Origin of the sequence: Bacillus sp. JUb11, from assembly GCF_024807925.1 — a bacterium.
Classification (GTDB): Bacteria; Bacillota; Bacilli; order Bacillales; family Bacillaceae; genus Bacillus; species Bacillus altitudinis.
Genome location: NZ_JANUEZ010000009.1, coordinates 79,321 through 95,534 on the forward strand (window position 1 = coordinate 79,321; position 16,214 = coordinate 95,534).

Annotated in this window: 22 protein-coding genes; 14 read left to right on the top strand and 8 right to left on the bottom strand. The window is 41.0% G+C overall.

Going from position 1 to position 16,214, the window contains the following annotated elements:
- Nucleotides 1-7: 7 nt before the first annotated feature.
- Nucleotides 8-334, bottom strand: a complete 327-nt coding sequence (locus M2369_RS16530) for a YnfA family protein (RefSeq protein ID WP_017358827.1) — start codon at nt 332-334, stop codon at nt 8-10.
- Nucleotides 335-688: 354 nt separating this feature from the next.
- On the opposite strand from M2369_RS16530, the gene M2369_RS16535 reads away from it, so the two are divergent.
- The 6 genes from M2369_RS16535 to M2369_RS16560 all read left to right on the top strand — a co-directional run bounded on the left by M2369_RS16535 (nt 689) and on the right by M2369_RS16560 (nt 4,542).
- Entirely contained in the window at nt 689-1,255 is a 567-nt protein-coding gene (locus M2369_RS16535; protein ID WP_017358828.1) for an RNA polymerase sigma factor, read from the top strand.
- Complete coding sequence (locus tag M2369_RS16540; RefSeq protein WP_041506580.1) at nt 1,252-2,010, top strand: anti-sigma factor; 759 nt, start codon at nt 1,252-1,254, stop codon at nt 2,008-2,010. Before M2369_RS16535 ends, M2369_RS16540 begins: the two co-directional genes overlap by 4 nt.
- Nucleotides 2,011-2,109: 99 nt before the next feature.
- Nucleotides 2,110-2,607, top strand: a complete 498-nt coding sequence (locus tag M2369_RS16545; protein WP_041506579.1) for a hypothetical protein — start codon at nt 2,110-2,112, stop codon at nt 2,605-2,607.
- 89 nt (nt 2,608-2,696) lie between these two features.
- Nucleotides 2,697-3,704, top strand: a complete 1,008-nt coding sequence (locus M2369_RS16550) for a zinc-binding alcohol dehydrogenase family protein (protein ID WP_024720279.1) — start codon at nt 2,697-2,699, stop codon at nt 3,702-3,704.
- Nucleotides 3,705-3,717: 13 nt separating this feature from the next.
- On the top strand, nt 3,718-4,245 hold the full coding sequence (locus tag M2369_RS16555; RefSeq protein ID WP_041506578.1) for a YfiT family bacillithiol transferase: 528 nt from the start codon (nt 3,718-3,720) through the stop codon (nt 4,243-4,245).
- Between the two features lie 12 nt (nt 4,246-4,257).
- Nucleotides 4,258-4,542: a hypothetical protein gene (locus M2369_RS16560; protein ID WP_041506577.1), complete on the top strand. Its 285-nt coding sequence runs from the start codon at nt 4,258-4,260 to the stop codon at nt 4,540-4,542.
- 17 nt (nt 4,543-4,559) lie between these two features.
- Here M2369_RS16560 and M2369_RS16565 read toward each other — a convergent pair whose 3' ends face one another.
- Nucleotides 4,560-5,039 (bottom strand): MarR family transcriptional regulator, encoded by a 480-nt coding sequence (locus M2369_RS16565; RefSeq protein WP_008341672.1) that lies wholly within the window; start codon nt 5,037-5,039, stop codon nt 4,560-4,562.
- Nucleotides 5,040-5,207: 168 nt separating this feature from the next.
- On the opposite strand from M2369_RS16565, the gene mprF reads away from it, so the two are divergent.
- The 3 genes from mprF (at nt 5,208) to M2369_RS16580 (ending at nt 9,226) form a co-directional block, all read left to right on the top strand.
- The gene (mprF, locus tag M2369_RS16570) at nt 5,208-7,778 is read left to right on the top strand and encodes a bifunctional lysylphosphatidylglycerol flippase/synthetase MprF (RefSeq protein ID WP_017366868.1); all 2,571 of its coding nucleotides are present in this window, start codon (nt 5,208-5,210) and stop codon (nt 7,776-7,778) included.
- 93 nt (nt 7,779-7,871) lie between these two features.
- Nucleotides 7,872-8,420, top strand: a complete 549-nt coding sequence (locus M2369_RS16575; protein WP_008341670.1) for a thioredoxin family protein — start codon at nt 7,872-7,874, stop codon at nt 8,418-8,420.
- A gap of 338 nt (nt 8,421-8,758) precedes the next feature.
- On the top strand, nt 8,759-9,226 hold the full coding sequence (locus M2369_RS16580; RefSeq protein ID WP_007496690.1) for a thiol-disulfide oxidoreductase DCC family protein: 468 nt from the start codon (nt 8,759-8,761) through the stop codon (nt 9,224-9,226).
- 35 nt (nt 9,227-9,261) lie between these two features.
- Here the strand turns inward: M2369_RS16580 and M2369_RS16585 are convergent, their stop codons facing one another.
- Nucleotides 9,262-10,518 (bottom strand): transcriptional regulator, encoded by a 1,257-nt coding sequence (locus M2369_RS16585; protein WP_008341668.1) that lies wholly within the window; start codon nt 10,516-10,518, stop codon nt 9,262-9,264.
- 270 nt (nt 10,519-10,788) lie between these two features.
- Here M2369_RS16585 and M2369_RS16590 point away from each other — a divergent pair, with 270 nt between their 5' ends.
- On the top strand, nt 10,789-11,376 hold the full coding sequence (locus M2369_RS16590) for a nitroreductase family protein (protein WP_024720283.1): 588 nt from the start codon (nt 10,789-10,791) through the stop codon (nt 11,374-11,376).
- 35 nt (nt 11,377-11,411) lie between these two features.
- Here the strand turns inward: M2369_RS16590 and M2369_RS16595 are convergent, their stop codons facing one another.
- The 3 genes from M2369_RS16595 to M2369_RS16605 all read right to left on the bottom strand — a co-directional run bounded on the left by M2369_RS16595 (nt 11,412) and on the right by M2369_RS16605 (nt 12,688).
- The gene (locus tag M2369_RS16595) at nt 11,412-11,567 is read right to left on the bottom strand and encodes a YfhD family protein (RefSeq protein ID WP_008341997.1); all 156 of its coding nucleotides are present in this window, start codon (nt 11,565-11,567) and stop codon (nt 11,412-11,414) included.
- A gap of 61 nt (nt 11,568-11,628) precedes the next feature.
- Complete coding sequence (locus M2369_RS16600) at nt 11,629-11,739, bottom strand: YfhE family protein (RefSeq protein ID WP_017358836.1); 111 nt, start codon at nt 11,737-11,739, stop codon at nt 11,629-11,631.
- Between the two features lie 52 nt (nt 11,740-11,791).
- Nucleotides 11,792-12,688, bottom strand: a complete 897-nt coding sequence (locus M2369_RS16605; RefSeq protein ID WP_259255064.1) for a TIGR01777 family oxidoreductase — start codon at nt 12,686-12,688, stop codon at nt 11,792-11,794.
- Nucleotides 12,689-12,783: 95 nt separating this feature from the next.
- On the opposite strand from M2369_RS16605, the gene recX reads away from it, so the two are divergent.
- Complete coding sequence (gene recX / locus M2369_RS16610) at nt 12,784-13,575, top strand: recombination regulator RecX (protein WP_017358838.1); 792 nt, start codon at nt 12,784-12,786, stop codon at nt 13,573-13,575.
- Nucleotides 13,576-13,578: 3 nt separating this feature from the next.
- Nucleotides 13,579-13,893 carry a YfhH family protein gene (locus M2369_RS16615; RefSeq protein WP_041090747.1) on the top strand — a complete coding sequence of 105 codons (315 nt, stop codon included), beginning with the start codon at nt 13,579-13,581 and terminating at the stop codon, nt 13,891-13,893.
- 226 nt (nt 13,894-14,119) lie between these two features.
- Here the strand turns inward: M2369_RS16615 and M2369_RS16620 are convergent, their stop codons facing one another.
- Together M2369_RS16620 and M2369_RS16625 are read right to left on the bottom strand one after the other, a co-directional pair.
- Entirely contained in the window at nt 14,120-14,293 is a 174-nt protein-coding gene (locus tag M2369_RS16620) for a YpzG family protein (protein WP_003217811.1), read from the bottom strand.
- Nucleotides 14,294-14,318: 25 nt separating this feature from the next.
- The gene (locus M2369_RS16625) at nt 14,319-14,468 is read right to left on the bottom strand and encodes a small, acid-soluble spore protein K (RefSeq protein WP_003217849.1); all 150 of its coding nucleotides are present in this window, start codon (nt 14,466-14,468) and stop codon (nt 14,319-14,321) included.
- Between the two features lie 116 nt (nt 14,469-14,584).
- Here M2369_RS16625 and M2369_RS16630 point away from each other — a divergent pair, with 116 nt between their 5' ends.
- Nucleotides 14,585-14,857, top strand: coding sequence for a YfhJ family protein (locus M2369_RS16630; protein WP_017366871.1), 273 nt, complete (start codon nt 14,585-14,587; stop codon nt 14,855-14,857).
- 301 nt (nt 14,858-15,158) lie between these two features.
- Nucleotides 15,159-16,142: a glycosyltransferase family 2 protein gene (locus M2369_RS16635; RefSeq protein WP_008341983.1), complete on the top strand. Its 984-nt coding sequence runs from the start codon at nt 15,159-15,161 to the stop codon at nt 16,140-16,142.
- Nucleotides 16,143-16,214 lie beyond the last annotated feature (72 nt).

Below are 16,214 nucleotides of genomic sequence, written 5' to 3' on the forward strand. Positions count from 1 at the left end.
CCGACCATTAACTGCGGGGGGCAAATAACATCACACTGACACCAGCTAAACAGATCAAAGCACCCATCCAGTCATAGAAATCAGGGGTTTTGCGATCGACCCACCAGCCCCAAAACACAGCGAGAACGACAAAAACACCGCCATAGGCCGCATAAACCCGCCCAAAGGTCGGGAACTGCTGGAATGTAGGGATGACGCCGTAAGCGACCAAGATGAGGCTACCTGCGATTCCGTAGCTGACGGGTTTTGCTTCACGCAGCCACAGCCAGACAAGATAACCGCCACCTATTTCAGCCAGACCAGCTAATAAAAAAAGAACAATCGTTACAATCATTTTCGGACACTCCAGTTCTCCTGTTTCGTTCTATTATGACATGATGAAAGGGTGCGTTCTACCTGATGTAAATTGAGAGACTAATGAGAGTTTGCTAAAATCAACTGAACAGTGAATGAAACACATGGATTCTTGACTTTTCTTGAGGCGAGTGATCCAAATGGTCAATCCATCCGTTGAGTAAGTACATTCTCATGAGGAACACATTTCCTTTTTCAGCGCTCTTTTTTTCTCCTTGAAAAAAGAGTAAAGTACAAAGGAGGCTTATCTCAGCAATTTGAGAGATGAGCCATACGTGAAGATTTCATGATGAATGCATAATGCTCTTTCTCATGAAAAAGGAAGGAGATGACCATGGACACACTGAAGGATTTTGAGCTGTATCACAAGATCAAACATGATCGACATAAGCCCTCGCTTGAATTATTGTACGATCGCTATGAACGTGTGTTATATTCGTTTATTTATAAAATGACTGGAAACCGTGAGCTGGCGGAGGAAGTGCTTCAAGAAGTCTTTATCAAGCTCTGGCGCGGCATAGGAGAATACAATACAGATAAAGGGAAATTTTCCTCATGGTTATTTATGATGTCACGAAACACGGCAATCGATCTATTAAGGAAACACCGAAATGAAACAGCTCTTGAAGATGAGCATATTGAATACTTGGCAGATCATCAAGAAGATGTGTCAAAAGAAGTAGAATGGAACGAAGAAAAACAAATCATACGTGAAGCAGTATCAACATTGTCGAAAGAACAGCAAACCATCATCGAAGATGTCTATTTTAAAGGAATGACACAAAAGAGCATTGCGGAAAAACTAGGCATCCCTATTGGAACGGTGAAGGGAAGAGTTCGATTGTCATTGAAGCATTTACGAACGAAACTGTCTCGCGGAGGAAAGGAGGAAGAGGCATGACTCAGTGTAAACATCAAGTCATTGATTACTTTAACGGGCATTTACAAGGAGAAGAAAAGACGCAATTTGAAGAACACATCAAACATTGCTCGGATTGCAAAGAAGAGCTTGAAGAACTGACATCGCTCATGTCTGATATTCCGTTTCTAGCAGAGGACGAAACGCCTCCGGCAGGGATGAAAGACCGCATTTTATCAAGAGTATTTGAAGAAGAGATACGAGAGACAACAATCGCTGCAAAATCGAACCCGCCTCAAGATCTCAAAATAGTTCGTGATGCAAATGAGATGAAACCGCCAATGAAGAAGAAAAATCAATGGCTTTTGCCTCTCGTTGCCGCACTACTTCTCATTTCTGCAGCTGGGAACGTGTATTTCTTAACAAATGGAACAGATCAAGCAGAACAACCTGTCAAAGTTGTTGCGACAAAATCACTGGCATCTGCTGAATCGGCAAAAACAACGGGTGCTTTTTCAGTGATTGAGCATCACGGCAAAAAAGAGCTTGTAGTGAGTGCTGACGGATTAAAAGGCCAGCTTGATTCATCAGCTGTTTATCAAGTATGGCTCATTAAAGGAGATCAGCCCGTTCCGGCCGGTGCCTTTAAAACAGATAGCAAAGGGGAGGGCACCGTCACCTATGCATTATCTGAAAAAGAAGCAAACGAATCATGGGATACTGTGGCTGTCACCCTTGAACCAAAAAAGGATAACAAGCTTCCGCAAGGCCCTGTCGTACTGAGTGCTGCATTTTAAGCTTGATTCATGAAGGATGCCTTTTTCAGGGCATCCTTTTTTGATAGGCAGAAGGAACCTTATGACAAATGAGACGTACTACATATAGAGGTGAGACACATGCAGCGATACATAGAAAAACAACTATTTCTCTTATCAGGTAGACACGCATTTACCGCATTTTATTTTTTGGTGATCCCATTCATTATAAAAGACCTTTTTAAATCAACTCCTTTACTTATGGTCATGATCGCTCTTTTTATCATTCATCATCTAGTGACAAGTATCGTATGGTTTTATAAATCAAGAAACATTCGAAAGCGTCAATCAGGTGACCTAACCAAACAGGGACATCTCGTTGTCCAGATCATGCAGAGGCTCGAACAGCTCATGATGCTCGGTTTTGTGATGGTATTGATCAGTGGATGGATGCAGGGAGACATTGTGACGCTATTATTCACAATTTTTCTGTTCATCGTCGTTTTCTTGCAGCACATTCAGTTTTATTATGTTCAGTACTTTTTTAAATCGAGCGGCTGGTTCACCTATGTCCTCTCTTTACAAAAGGCTCGTCCTTCTTACATCGTGAGGGAACGAAGGGCTTTGAAGAAATCCTAAATGTGCAATCGCTTGCTGACTGATCCATCAGCATCAGAAATGTATGATAAAATGTGGAAAAGAAGCATGGAGAAAGGGAGTGCGAGCGAGTGAAAGCAGTTGGATTATTTGAGTATTTGCCAATTGAGCATGAACAAAGCTTGATCGATCAGGAGGTGGCAAAGCCCAAAGCAGCTGGCAGGGATATTTTGGTGAAGGTAGAGGCTGTGTCGGTGAATCCAGTGGATACAAAGGTGAGGTCACCGAAGAATCAGAAGGAAGAAGAACTGAAAATTCTTGGCTACGATGCAAGCGGTACGGTGGTGGAAGTGGGCGAAGCGTGTACGTTGTTTCAGCCGGGTGACCACGTCTATTACGCAGGAGATATCACGCGACAAGGCTCAAATAGTGAATACCAGCTTGTGGATGAGAGAATTGTGGCGAAAAAGCCTGCAAATCTCTCTTTTGCCGAAGCAGCTGCCATGCCTCTTACAACAATTACGGCATATGAAGCGCTATTTGACCGAATGCATATGAAGCGGAATGCAGAAGGCTCGACCTTGCTGATCATCGGTGGTGCAGGCGGAGTGGGCTCCATCGCCATTCAACTCGCCAAATTAGCAAAGGCGACTGTGATCGCCACTGCATCAAGACCTGAAACAAATGAATGGTGTCTCTCATTAGGGGCTGATCATATCATTGACCATCACCAGCCGCTCTTAGCGCAGCTTCAGGAAAAAGGGATTGGCGAAGTGGATTACATTTTATGCTTAAATGATACAGATGGCCATTTCAAAGGGATGGCAGAAGCGATTAAACCTCAAGGGACGATCTGTACCATTGTTGAAAATCAGCACCATTTAGACATTCAATTACTCAAAAATAAAAGTGCTGCATTTGTATGGGAATTCATGTTCACACGGCCGATGTACAAAACCTCGGATATGATGAAGCAGCACGAGCTTTTAAAAGAAGCGAGTACATTATTTGAAGAGAAGAAGTTAAAACATACATTAACAAAGGTGCTCAGCCCCATCAATGCCGCCAATTTGAAGCAGGCACATCAAACACTTGAGCAAGGGAAGATGATAGGTAAATTTGTTCTAGAAGGATTTTAAGGAGGGGCAGCAGATGACATCATTACAATATCCGATTGGCTTATATGAACCGGTGGACCAACAAACGAAAAAGCAGCTGGAGGCATGGATTGATGAGCTGGCACTCATTCCTCAAAAGTATGAAGAGGCAGTTGTCCCATTGACAAATGATCAGCTGGATACCCCATATCGGCCAGGAGGATGGACCGTTCGTCAGCTCATTCACCACGTAGCGGACAGCCATCTGAACGCCTACTTGCGATTTAAACTTGCGCTGACAGAAGAAACACCGCACATACGTCCATATGATCAGGAGGCATTTGCTTCACTTCCTGACAGCAAGGCGCCTATCAGTCTATCACTGCCGTTAATCAGCAGTCTGCATCGCAGGTGGGTCACATTACTTCGCGAGATGACAGAGGAAGATTTCAACGCTGCATATTACCATCCAGCCGATCAACAAACGGTGTCCTTATATGATGCAACAGGAATGTACGTCTGGCATTCACAGCATCATCTCGCCCATATCACGGAATTAATCAAAAGAAATCAGTGGAAGTAAAGGAGTCAACACATGTCTAGTAGAAGAATTGTCGGCGCTATGTTTATCTGCACGGCGGCATTGTTTTATATAGCAAAATTCGTTTTGTTTGAGATTCGTTATGGTGGAAATGTAGGCGGAGAAAGAACGATTGAGGAACTGGAAGATATACTCCCAGGCGGTACGTGGATCAGCATCATTTTTCTCATTATCGGTTTAGGTTATCTCTTGTGGGATGATCGGGAAGTCATTCGTCAATATCTTTTCACCCCAGATAAACAAGGAAAAGAAGAATTAAAAAAGACGGACCTCAAGTGACCGTCTTTTTTCCTTTTTTAGCCACGTTCAGGACGAAGTGCTTTTTCTAAAATAGCTAGACCTTCATTGACTTTTTCTTTTTCTTCATCATTGAGCCGTTGCAGGGAATTTTTAATTTTTTCATGCCCTTTTTGATAAATACTTCTGAAAATATTTTTCGCTTCCTCTGTCAATTCTACGACAATGATTCGACGGTCACGCTCAGAATGCTTTCGTTCCACAAAGTTCGATTGTTCTAACCGATCAAGCAGCCCTGTCATATTGGACAAAGAAGCCCCCATTTTTTCAGCAATTTCGGACACCTTAAGAGAGCCATGGTTATTGAGTAGCATGAGCACCTTCATTTGAGGCATACTCATATCCAGCTTCATCCATTCAGAAACATCTCCAAGTCCTGCAGCAGTGAGCACTTTCATATACAGCACCCATGTCTTTTTTTCCTCAGGAGATAGGATTTCCTCTTTTAGTACGGTGGTGTCATGAATATTATATTCCACGCTTGTTCACTTCCTTTAAGCGGCTCTTTTCTTTATATTACTGATTTTTACTTCTAATTGAAAGTATCATGAAGCTTTTGAATGTTAAACTGCATGAATTAAGTGGTATTTGTTGTATAATAATGGTCAGTTGAAATTAATGAAGCAACTTAGAAAGTTGGGAAAAACATGTGGAACAAAAAAACGGGTATGACGATCTTAAAAATGCTCTTTCCGATCGTGATCATCCTTGTCTTAATTTTTGTCGCCAAGCAGGAGCTGAGCGGCCTTTCCATTAAAAAAACGTTTTATATTATTGACAGCTTGAATCGAATGGACTTGTTTATTCTTGTCTTTCTTGGACTTGTCGCTGTTTTATCCATGTCCTTATATGATTTTATTTTAAGAAAAAGCCTTAATATGCCCATCAGCGGCTGGAAAACGATCCGTATTTCTTGGATCGCCAACTCCTTTAATAGTGTACTTGGTTTCGGTGGTTTATCAGGAGCAGGGCTTAGAACGCTTCTATACAAGGAATACATAACAGATACGAAAAAACTGCTGAAAGGCATTGCCCTTTTAACATCCTCTGTTCTGCTGGGCTTATCTATTTTCAGTGATTTGATTTTAGTTAGGGTCCTGCCTGTTGAAAGTATTATTAGTCAGGAGCCGTGGTTATGGGCATTTGTCATTATTTTTGCTTGTATTGTGCCCATTTACATCATCATGGCGTCCATTCGAAAAAGCTCGATTGAGAGCGGTGAAAACGGACTAAAGCACCCGATCTATGCTTATATTGGTGCATCGTTTTTAGAGTGGCTGGCAGCTGGTCTTGTCATGTACATGGCTGTTGTCTCTATGGGGATGAACGTTGATGTCCGTATTGTATTAGGCGTCTTTGCGATTGCGTCAATCGGCGGTTTAATCAGTATGGTTCCGGGCGGATTTGGTTCGTTTGATCTGATCTTTTTACTCAGTATGCAATACATTGGGTTTGATAAAGAGATGGTGCTGACAGCGCTTGTATTGTACCGCTTCGTTTACTCCATTTTCCCGTTTATTCTTGGACTTTGTCTAGCGGCATACGATTTAACTGGAACAACACTCAGGCGTCTTGAGGGCAATCCGAGAATGGCGCCTGCTATTGAAACAACAAACGTCTTAATTGTGTTGCACCGAGCTCTGCTCATCCGTTTATTGTACGGATCTTTGTCCATTTTAACGTTTGGAAGCGGTTTGCTCATTATGGCTTCCGTTGTGCTTCCTGTTGATCGTTTAGGTGTGATTACAACCATTCCACGCTTTTTGTTATCAGGATTTAATGGTCTTTCTTTAATGTTCGGGATCATTTTAATGATTTTGTCCATTGAAGTGTATAAAAGAACGAAACGGTCTTATCTATTGACAATGATTGCCCTAGCAGGCGGCTTTGTGTTTACTTTACTAAAAGGGTTTAACCTGAGTTTGATCTTTATATTGCCGGTCATCATGGTGGTATTTTTCTCGCTTCGAAATCAATTTGTGAAGCAGCAGGCGCCTTATTCTTTGAATCAGTTTGTGGCCGCCGCCGCCGGATATTTACTCGTGTTGTTTAACTATAATGTCATTGGGAACTTCATTTGGATGAAAATTGGTCATTTCCTAAGCAAGGACTATTTGGTTCATAATGAACGCCATATCACGATGACCAGTATGATTGCTTTAATTGGCGTCCCTCTTTTCTTTTTCATTAGCAAATTGATTTTTAATAAAAAAGCAGTTCCAATCGGCGAAGAAGCCGATGAAGAAAAATTAAAAACTTTTCTCGAAGAAAAGGGAGGAAATGCTCTTAGTCATCTAGGTTTTTTGGGAGACAAAAAACTGTTTTTCTCAAGTGATGGAGAGGCAATGCTTCAGTTTGGCCGGATTGGCCGTTGCGTAATTGTGCTTGGAGATCCTTCTGGGCGTAAAGCCTCTTATCCGCTTGTACTGGAAGAATTTTTGGAGCAGACAGAAAAAGCAGGCTATCGTGTCGCTTTTTATCAAGTAGAACGTGAAGGAATGGCGCTTTATCATGACCTAGGTTTTCACTTCTTTAAGCTTGGGGAAGAAGCCATGGTCGATTTAGAAACGTTCTCTTTGTCAGGAAAGAAAAAATCAAACTTACGGGCTGTCGCAAATAAATTTGAACGAGAAGGCTATACGTTTGAAATGCTGGAGCCGCCCTTTTCAGAGGAATTGATCTCAACCTTAAAACAAATCTCTGACAGCTGGCTGGGCAAGAAAAAAGAAAAAGGATTTTCATTAGGCTATTTCCATGAAGACTACCTTCAAAAAGCACCGATTGCGATTTTAAAGGATGAACAAGGGCAGATCATATCTTTTGTGTCCTTAATGCCGATGTATCAAAAAGGAGAGATATCCATCGACCTCATGCGTCATATGCATGATGCACCGAACGGGATGATGGATGCACTTTTTATCCACCTGTTTCAATGGGCGAAAGAAAAAGGCTACACATCCTTTAACATGGGAATGGCGCCATTATCGAATGTAGGCACGTTCCACCAGTCCTTTCTGACAGAACGTTTGGCGAGTGTCATCTTCAATAACGTCAGATATATGTATAGTTTCAGCGGCTTACGGTCGTTTAAACAGAAATATAAACCAGAATGGCGCGGAAAATATTTAGCGTATAAAAAGAATACATCACTGCCTGTCACAATGGTGCTCGTCACTAAGCTGATAGGAATGGACCCAAATCGAAAACGGCGTCCATAAGTCCAAAGAACCTTTACCTTTCACTAGGTGAAGGTTTTTTTAGACAAAAGAATAGCAAAAGTGGTAAAGTTGAAGGGTAAGGGGGATGTTCACATGACACTAAATGAATGGTTTACAAAGGGATTAGCTGAACGTACATATGTACACAACATGGAGAAAAACCGTGAAAACTTACTCACGGTGTACAACCAGTACGCAATTCATCAAAAGGAAAAAGAGCTGCTTCAAAAACTTCAAAAGAAAAAGCTCAGAGCGCTTGTGATCACAGCAGATTGGTGCGGAGATGCGATGGTCAATGTACCTATTTTCATGCGTATTGCAAATGAAGCACTGATTGATGCGCGCTATTTCATTCGGGACGAGCACCTAGACCTGATGGATCAGTATTTAACGAACGGGACCGCAAGATCGATTCCGATTATCGTCATCATTGATCAGGACGGGAAAGAAGTGGGGAAATGGGGACCTCGCTCAGCAGAAGCTCAGCGCTTTGTCGACGAGAAAAAGCCGGATAAAGATGCACCCGATTTTGAGGAAGCATTTAAAGTGTTTGCGAAAGAAGCCGCACATCACTATACGACAGATCGTTACTTATGGAAAGATATTGAGAAAGAAATAGTAGAAGTTTTGGCAAAAATATAAACCAAAAGACTACTTCGCCGCAATGGGAAGTAGTCTTTTTTTATCTTGTTTTTGCGTTTTACCTACAAAACACCGCATAAAGATGTAGAAAAACCGCAGAATTCTATCAAATACCGCAGAAAACCGCAAAGCATCACGATTTTCCCAACCACTTTTAGTTGAAAAACCTCATATATGCCATGAAATCAGCTATTTTGCCCTTATCTAAAGGCTCATATAACGCACGTCGGATGGCTTTTTCCCAATACAAGAGGCCCAGCAACTATAGTAATCTAGTTGTAATCTCCTTTGAACGAACTAAAAAAAATAAATGAAGGAAAAGGGCTGGCGATCAATTTATGAAAAAAATCATCTATCTCGATCAAGAAAAAAAGAAGCTCGCTGAATCAAAGAAAAGAGAACAGCGTTCCATCAAATCACTCAGACTGCTTGTGTTTTATGACGGACAAAGTCCTTCATGTGCAAAAGCGATTGACCTGTTGAAATCACTCGATTGGAAAAACCGAATTCACTTTGAATCATTTAGACACTCACAGCTGCTGAGACTGAATAAAATTAGTGAAGAGAAGGCAGAGAAACGAATCGTGTCTATTTCCTTAGCGAAAAATCAAAAAAACTCAGGGATTTATACGTGGCTGAGAATGGCTTGTCACATCCCTGCATTATGGGGAACGGTCCCATTTATTGTACTCAGCATTTGGCTTGGCTTTGGGCAGCATGCTTACGATTATTTTGCGAGAAAACGGTACATTCATTCTGTCGAACAAGTCACCCGTCCCGATACAGATCAACAAAAGACCATCTAATCATAGAAAAAGCATGACCTTCGATCGGCAGAAGGTCATGCTTTTTTGTAATACGGGATATATGATGCTAAGTGATCAAGCAGCTTCGTTGTGTAAGACATATATGCACGCTTATCAAGCTCAGAAGCCGCATAGGAAAGCAAGGTTCTAAGAGCAAACAAGTACTCATTGTGGAGCTGATTGTGTTCAAAGTAAGGAATCGCTGCTTCTACTAAATAAGTTTTCAAATCATGAGGATTCTCTTCAATCATCAATTTATAGATTTTAATCATATATAAACAGTTTGGTTGAATACGAGGCTGTTTGAGCAGCTCGTGTATATATGGAAGCGCCTTTTTGCGATCATATTCCGCATACAATGTCGCGATTTCATAAAGCGTTTCACAGTAACGATCTTCTATCTGTTCTTGATTAAAATAATTGAGTGAATCTAGTAAATAAGGCACAGCGGATGAGAAATCGCCTTGGCGTTTTAAGAGAACCCCGTAATAAAAATAAGCTGTCATCTTAATATAAGCATCAGGGTGAAGCGATGTGTGTAAAATCACTTCTTTTAAATACCTTTTAGCTGTTTGAAAGGCCTTTAATTCCAGTGAGATGACCCCATGAATGAGTGTACAATGAATGACCCGCTTGAAATTATTTTTTTGTCTATACAAATCCATTGCTTGATGTGTGGCCTCAAGCGCATCACCGAGATGCCCCATGGCTCCAAGTGCTTTTGCATAGTGATAATACAGGTCGCTCTGTTCAACAGAAGCGTAAGAAAAGCAGCTTTCAAGTCTTTTCAATCCTTCTTCAAGCTGACCGATTTTAATCTGGTGGATGCCATCTAGATATTCAAACGTTTCTTTTTCTGTGTCAATAAAGGTTTTTTCAAACTTCTTAAGCACGCGGTGCGTTTTTAAGGCAAGCTGCTGTTTTTCTGTTAATAAATAAAATTGAAATAAGGACAAATGATACTGAATCCCTAAATCTAGCGAAAAGAACTGTTCCTCGTGATGAATGATCATTTCTGCATTTTGCTCTGCTTGATCGAGCGCATAGAAATACATGTTCATCTGAAACTCATCGAGTAATGACAACAGATGACGCGCCTTTTGCGACAGCGTTTCTTGACTAATTCCAAGCCGTTCAAGCAAAAGATTGATCGTATCTTGATTGGCCTCTTTTGAGCCATTTTCAATTTTACTTAAATGAGAGACAGAACAAATTCCTTCTGCCAACTCCGATTGGGTCATATTTTGTTTATAACGATAGAGCTTGATGATTTGCCCAATATTGATTTTCATTCCATCCAGAAGCCTCCCTTCCAATCATGGGTTGAAAGCTTTTTGAAAAAATAGCCGTATGAGACAAAGTGGAAATACCTGAAATCATTTCATCATCTTGGCTTTTTTCTCAAAATTTGTTTAAAACGTAATATGATTGTAACATTACTTGAAAAAGGCAAACAACTTTTTAGCAGAGAGGTGAGGTCTTATTTGCAAACAGCACATGATCATGTTTATAATGTGAATGAGAATCAATTTCAATTAAGGTTGATTGAAAGGATGACATATATGCCAGAAACAAAACAACAAACAGAAGCGTTAACGGTTCGAGACGCTGTCAGATATAGACGATCGATTCGAAAATTCAAAGAAACGCCGGTGAGCATTGAACAGCTTCAGCCATTATTAGAGGACGCAGTCTATGCACCCAATCATAAAATCACGGAACCTTGGCGTTTTTTATATGCAGTGACGGATGAAGCAAAAGAGGTATTTGTTGAGCGGTTTATTGCTTTCTTTAAACGCAACAATCCAGACGCAAAAGAAGAAAAGATCAATCAGTACAGAGATTATTTTTCTAAAGTACCAGCACTTTTACTTGTTGTTCTAAAAGAAGACGAAAATCCAGTTGTGAGAAATGATGATTTTGCCGCTGTGAGTGCGCTCATTCAAAACTTCCAGCTGCTGGCTTGGGATCAAGGAATCGGTATGGTATGGAAGAGCGGCCGTATCTTATACGACAAAGGGTTTCAACAGGATATGGGATTAAAGGAAAACGAACGCTTTGCCGCGATTCTTCACATCGGTTATCCAGAAGAGGTACCTGAGGAAAAGTCACGTCAGAAGGCATCAAGCCTGCTAACTGAAATCAAATAAAAACAGACCTTTTGATAGGGTCTGTTTTTTTTTACTTATTGTTTTTTGGCACGCTGATCGGCTGCTTTCATACGTGCCATCGCTTTTACGTCATTCGGATCTGCAAGTTCTTTGGAAAATTCAACATATTCGCCATCCGTCTCTTGTGCCGCAAGCTGGTGGTTGGATTTTTTGTGTTGGTCTTTTTTCAAAGCTTTTCCCTCCTTTACAAGATCACTTTAGTTATGTGCTTGTAAAAGAGGAATATCCGTTTTATTTGTTTCTTTTTTCTGCTGCTCTTTCCGCTTTTTTGAATTCCTGCTGATACAGAACTTCCTGGGTTTTCTTCAGTTTTGAAGTCGGCTGGTGTTCTTTTTTCTTCATCAAAATCGCCCCCTCATCTCATTTTTAATAGGATGGGTGTTTTTGACAAAATTTATTCCTCTGAATGCAAAATCGCTTCTTTTAGCTCAGGGTGTAAAAATTCATAAGAAGACAGCAGTGCCTTTTTCGGCAGAGCACGTTGGCCTTCTAATACAAGCAATGACATGTCGCCAAGTGCGGTTTTGATGACAAAGGACGGCACCTTCAGCCAGTGAGGGCGATGAAGGGTAGATGCAATAGTTTGCCCCAGCTGCTTCATTTGAACAGGATTTGGAGATGTGACATTGAGTGGACCTGATATGTGTTCATGCTCAATGGCATACGCAATGAGATGTGCTACATCCTCCACGTGAACCCAAGATACCCATTGCGAGCCAGAGCCAATCGTTCCACCGGCAAACAGCTTGTATGGCAAGGTCATAAGAGGAAGTGTGCCTTTTTCTCCTAGCACTACCCCAAAGCGTGTATAAACTGTGCGAATACCGAGCGCCTCAATTTTTTGCCCTTCAGCTTCCCAAAGTTTTGACGTATGACTTAAAAAGTCTGTATCGGCTAGAGGGGCCTCCTCCGTAAAATCCTCTGTCTTAGAAGTGCCGTAGATACCGACAGCACTTGCTTGAATGAGTACAGATGGTTTCGATTCCTGCGCTTCTATAATGCGTCTCACTTCTTGTGTGGATTGAATACGGCTGGAGAGAATGCCTTTTTTTGCTTTGTCCGTCCAGCGTGTGAAAATGGATTTTCCAGCAAGGTTAATCCATACATCAATCGCAGGCAATTCATGTTCAGGCTTAGCACCTTCTGTCAGCCACTGCACGTAATGTAAATGATTTTGTTCGGATTCCTTTGGATTTCTTGTTAAAATATATAGATGATGTCCTTCAGCTGCGAGCACCTTTGTGACATGCTGCCCGATAAACCCGGTTCCTCCGGTAATGGCGATATTCAATTGACATCTTCTCCTCTCATATACATACTTATATCTTTCACGATTTTGAATCAGAAGAAACATCCTGACTGTTTGAAAAAAGGAGTGATCACAGGATGCCCTATATTACGAAAATCTCTGCTCAGAAAAACAATACAGAACGCGTGAACATCTTTCTTGATGAAAAGTACGCTTTTAGCGTTGATCTAGATGTGCTCGTCCAGCATGATTTGAAAAAGGGAAAAGAGCTGGACGAAGCCGATATCATAGAGATTCAATTCGGTGATGCAGTAAAAAAAGGATTTCAGCAGGCCGTCGATTATTTATCGTATCGGATGAGATCAGTGAAAGAAGTCACCGATTATTTGACGAAAAAAGACATACCAGCACCTGCTATTAGTGAAATTATACACAAATTAAAACATTATAAGTATGTAAATGATCTTGAATTTGCAGAAGCGTATGTAAGCACCCACCGAAAAACGAATAGCAAAGGCCCGTCAGTGCTAAAAAAAGAGTTAAAGCTGAAAGGCATAGACGATGACACCATCGAACAAGCACTATCGCAATATCCGAATGATTTGCAGCTAGAGGAAGCAGTGAAACAAGTGCTAAAGCTGGTTAAGAAAGAGAAAAACCGGTCCGCAAAAGAAATTGAACAGCGTATCAAATTGCAGCTTCAGCGAAAAGGATTTTCATTTGATATCATTGATAAAGCCCTTCAAGAAGCCTATGATGGACAAGAAGAGGAAAAGGAAGAAGAAGCCCTTCACTATATGCTTGAGAAGGCAAAACGCAAGGTAGGTTATGACGGATCATTTGAGAAGAAAATGAAAGTGAAGCAATTCCTTTACCGAAAAGGATTTGATCTTGATACAATTGATCACGTTTTAGACAAAGGGGAATGACAGATGGAAAAACGCTATAGTGAAATGACAGAATACGAATTAAAGCAGGAGATTGCCGCTCTTTCTGAAAAAGCAAGAAAGGCTGAGCAGCTAGGCATTGTGAATGAATATGCCGTGTTGGAGCGGAAAATTGACATGGCGAAAGCCTATTTATTAGATCCAGCTGCTTTTCAGACCAAAACGACTTATCACATCAAAGATACAGACGAGCAGTTTTATGTGGAGTATTTAAATGGTGTTTTTGCTTGGGGCTACAGAGTATCAGCGCCAAATAAAGAAGATGCCCTGCCGATTTCAATGCTTACGCAAAAGGACTGATCCCTAGAGATCAGTCCTTCAGCGTGTAGACAAACCCTCGCATTCTTTGTCAGTCCTGCGTGCTGGTGCTCACGAATGTCAAATTCGCTCCGCGCCAGTACTCGTCCTTCCTAGACTGCAAAGGTTTTCTATCACGCTGAAAAGAAGACAAAGGGCTAAAATCAAGTTCATTTTAGCCCTTTGTCAACAATCTGAAGGACTGATCCCTAGAGATCAGTCCTTTTCTTTACTTCGAACGTTGTTTACGGACGTTGTTCTGAAGTACGATGTCGTGCTGCGTTTGCTGCGTTTCTCCGTTGACCTGAGAGGCAGAATGTTTAGCATTCGCCCATGGTTGAGGGTAAGCGGTTGTTCTTAATTGAACAAAGTCTTCCATATACGATTTCCCATTTGAACTCATATCTCAAGCACTCCCTTTGGAAAAATTAGCGTTTCCCTGATGCCCTCATACGTTCCTGTGGACGTGTATTCGTCTCACCGTTCGGCCTTTTAGACGCATAAGCATCTGTGGCCCCTGGTTCGCCTTCAAACTTGTGATTCACTTGATTTGGAAAGCCCTTTGCTTTATTACGCATACTGATTCCCTCCAAACAATACAAATCATTTGCGTCTTTTGAAGACGTAAGGGTAGTATATGAAAAAAGAGATTTTTTTAAAAAGGCACTTTCTGCTAGATGAAGGAGGAACCAGTATGGAACAATATTTTGAGCGATTAACCGAACAACTAATGGAAAAAAACAATATGCTCACATATGAAGAAGCACGTACATGGGTAGAGCTCCTTTGGAGTGATTTTGAAACAACTTATGCAAAGGCTGGCCGCAAGTATAAAGGACAAGAAACGACTGAACGGATTGTCCGAGAATGGATCGAAAGCTACGGCGCTCAGCTGCATTTATTTCAAAATAAACAATCGAAGGCAAATGAGCATCTGCAACAAAACGACAAAGGGCTGCTGCATTAAAAGGGTTGCCCTTTTCACTTCCACTCATCTTTTTCAATAAACAGGAAAATATATAATTGACCAAACAATTTTATGAAACAATACCCAGTCTGTGATCAAAATTACAGGCTTTTTACAATGGATAAACTTAAAATTACATTAAATTCATGTTGGTGAAAATCACTGGAAATAAAACTCTGATATAATGTAACGATTAAGGATACATGAAATTTATGGATAATAAAAAAGGGTTTCGTTTTCTGACAAAAAAGGAATAATGAACATAACAGACTATGTGAAAAAAGTGAAGAGAAGGTGCGATATGGAACGGGAACTGCTCTCTGTTATAATTCCTTCTTACAATGAAGGTGAAAACATCAGACGAATCTTTGAGGCACTCGAGGAAGAGTTTCGCGATTTTCATTATGACTTTGAAATCATCTTTGTGAATGATGGAAGCAAAGACAATACACTTCAATACATGAGAGAGCTCTCTCACAAAAGTGCAAAAGTCAAATACATTTCCTTTTCTCGTAACTTTGGGAAAGAAGCTGCAATTTTAGCAGGTCTTGAGCATGCAAAAGGGGAAGCTGCGATCATTATGGATGCCGACCTGCAGCACCCAACGTATTTGATTCAGGATTTTGTTAGAGGCTACGAAGAAGGTTATCATCAAGTCATTGCCAAACGAAACCGTAAAGGGGACAGCAAGCTTCGTTCTTACCTATCATCGATGTATTATAAAGTGATGAACAAGGTGGTCGAAGTGGACTTGCGTGATGGTGTAGGAGATTTCCGCTTAATTTCCCGTCAAGCGATCGACGCATTGCTTCAGCTGAAAGAGGGAAATCGTTTTTCAAAAGGCCTTTTTTGCTGGATTGGCTTTGAAGAAAAGGTCATCTATTATGAAAATGTGGAAAGACAGCATGGTGATACAAAATGGTCACTAAAGAAATTATTTAACTACGGGATTGATGGTGTCATTTCCTTTAACAACCGCCCGCTGCGTATTTGTTTTTATACGGGTATTTTGATCTTATTTCTCTCTTTGATTTACATCGTGGCGACCTTTATTCAAATCGTCAGAACGGGCATCATGGTACCGGGTTATTTCACTTTAATCTCAGCTGTGCTTTTCCTCGGTGGTGTCCAGCTCTTGAGTCTAGGTGTGATCGGAGAATACATTGGCCGGATTTACTATGAAACGAAAAAGAGGCCGCATTACTTAATTCAAGAATCAAATGTCATGGAACAAGAGACAAGCTCAAAAGAACAAGACCGAGTGTTAACGCAGTTATTTAAATAACGTGGAGTCAAATAACCGGCAAGCACGAATCGCTTGCTGGGTTGTTTTGTTTCAATGAACAGTGGATCTTTT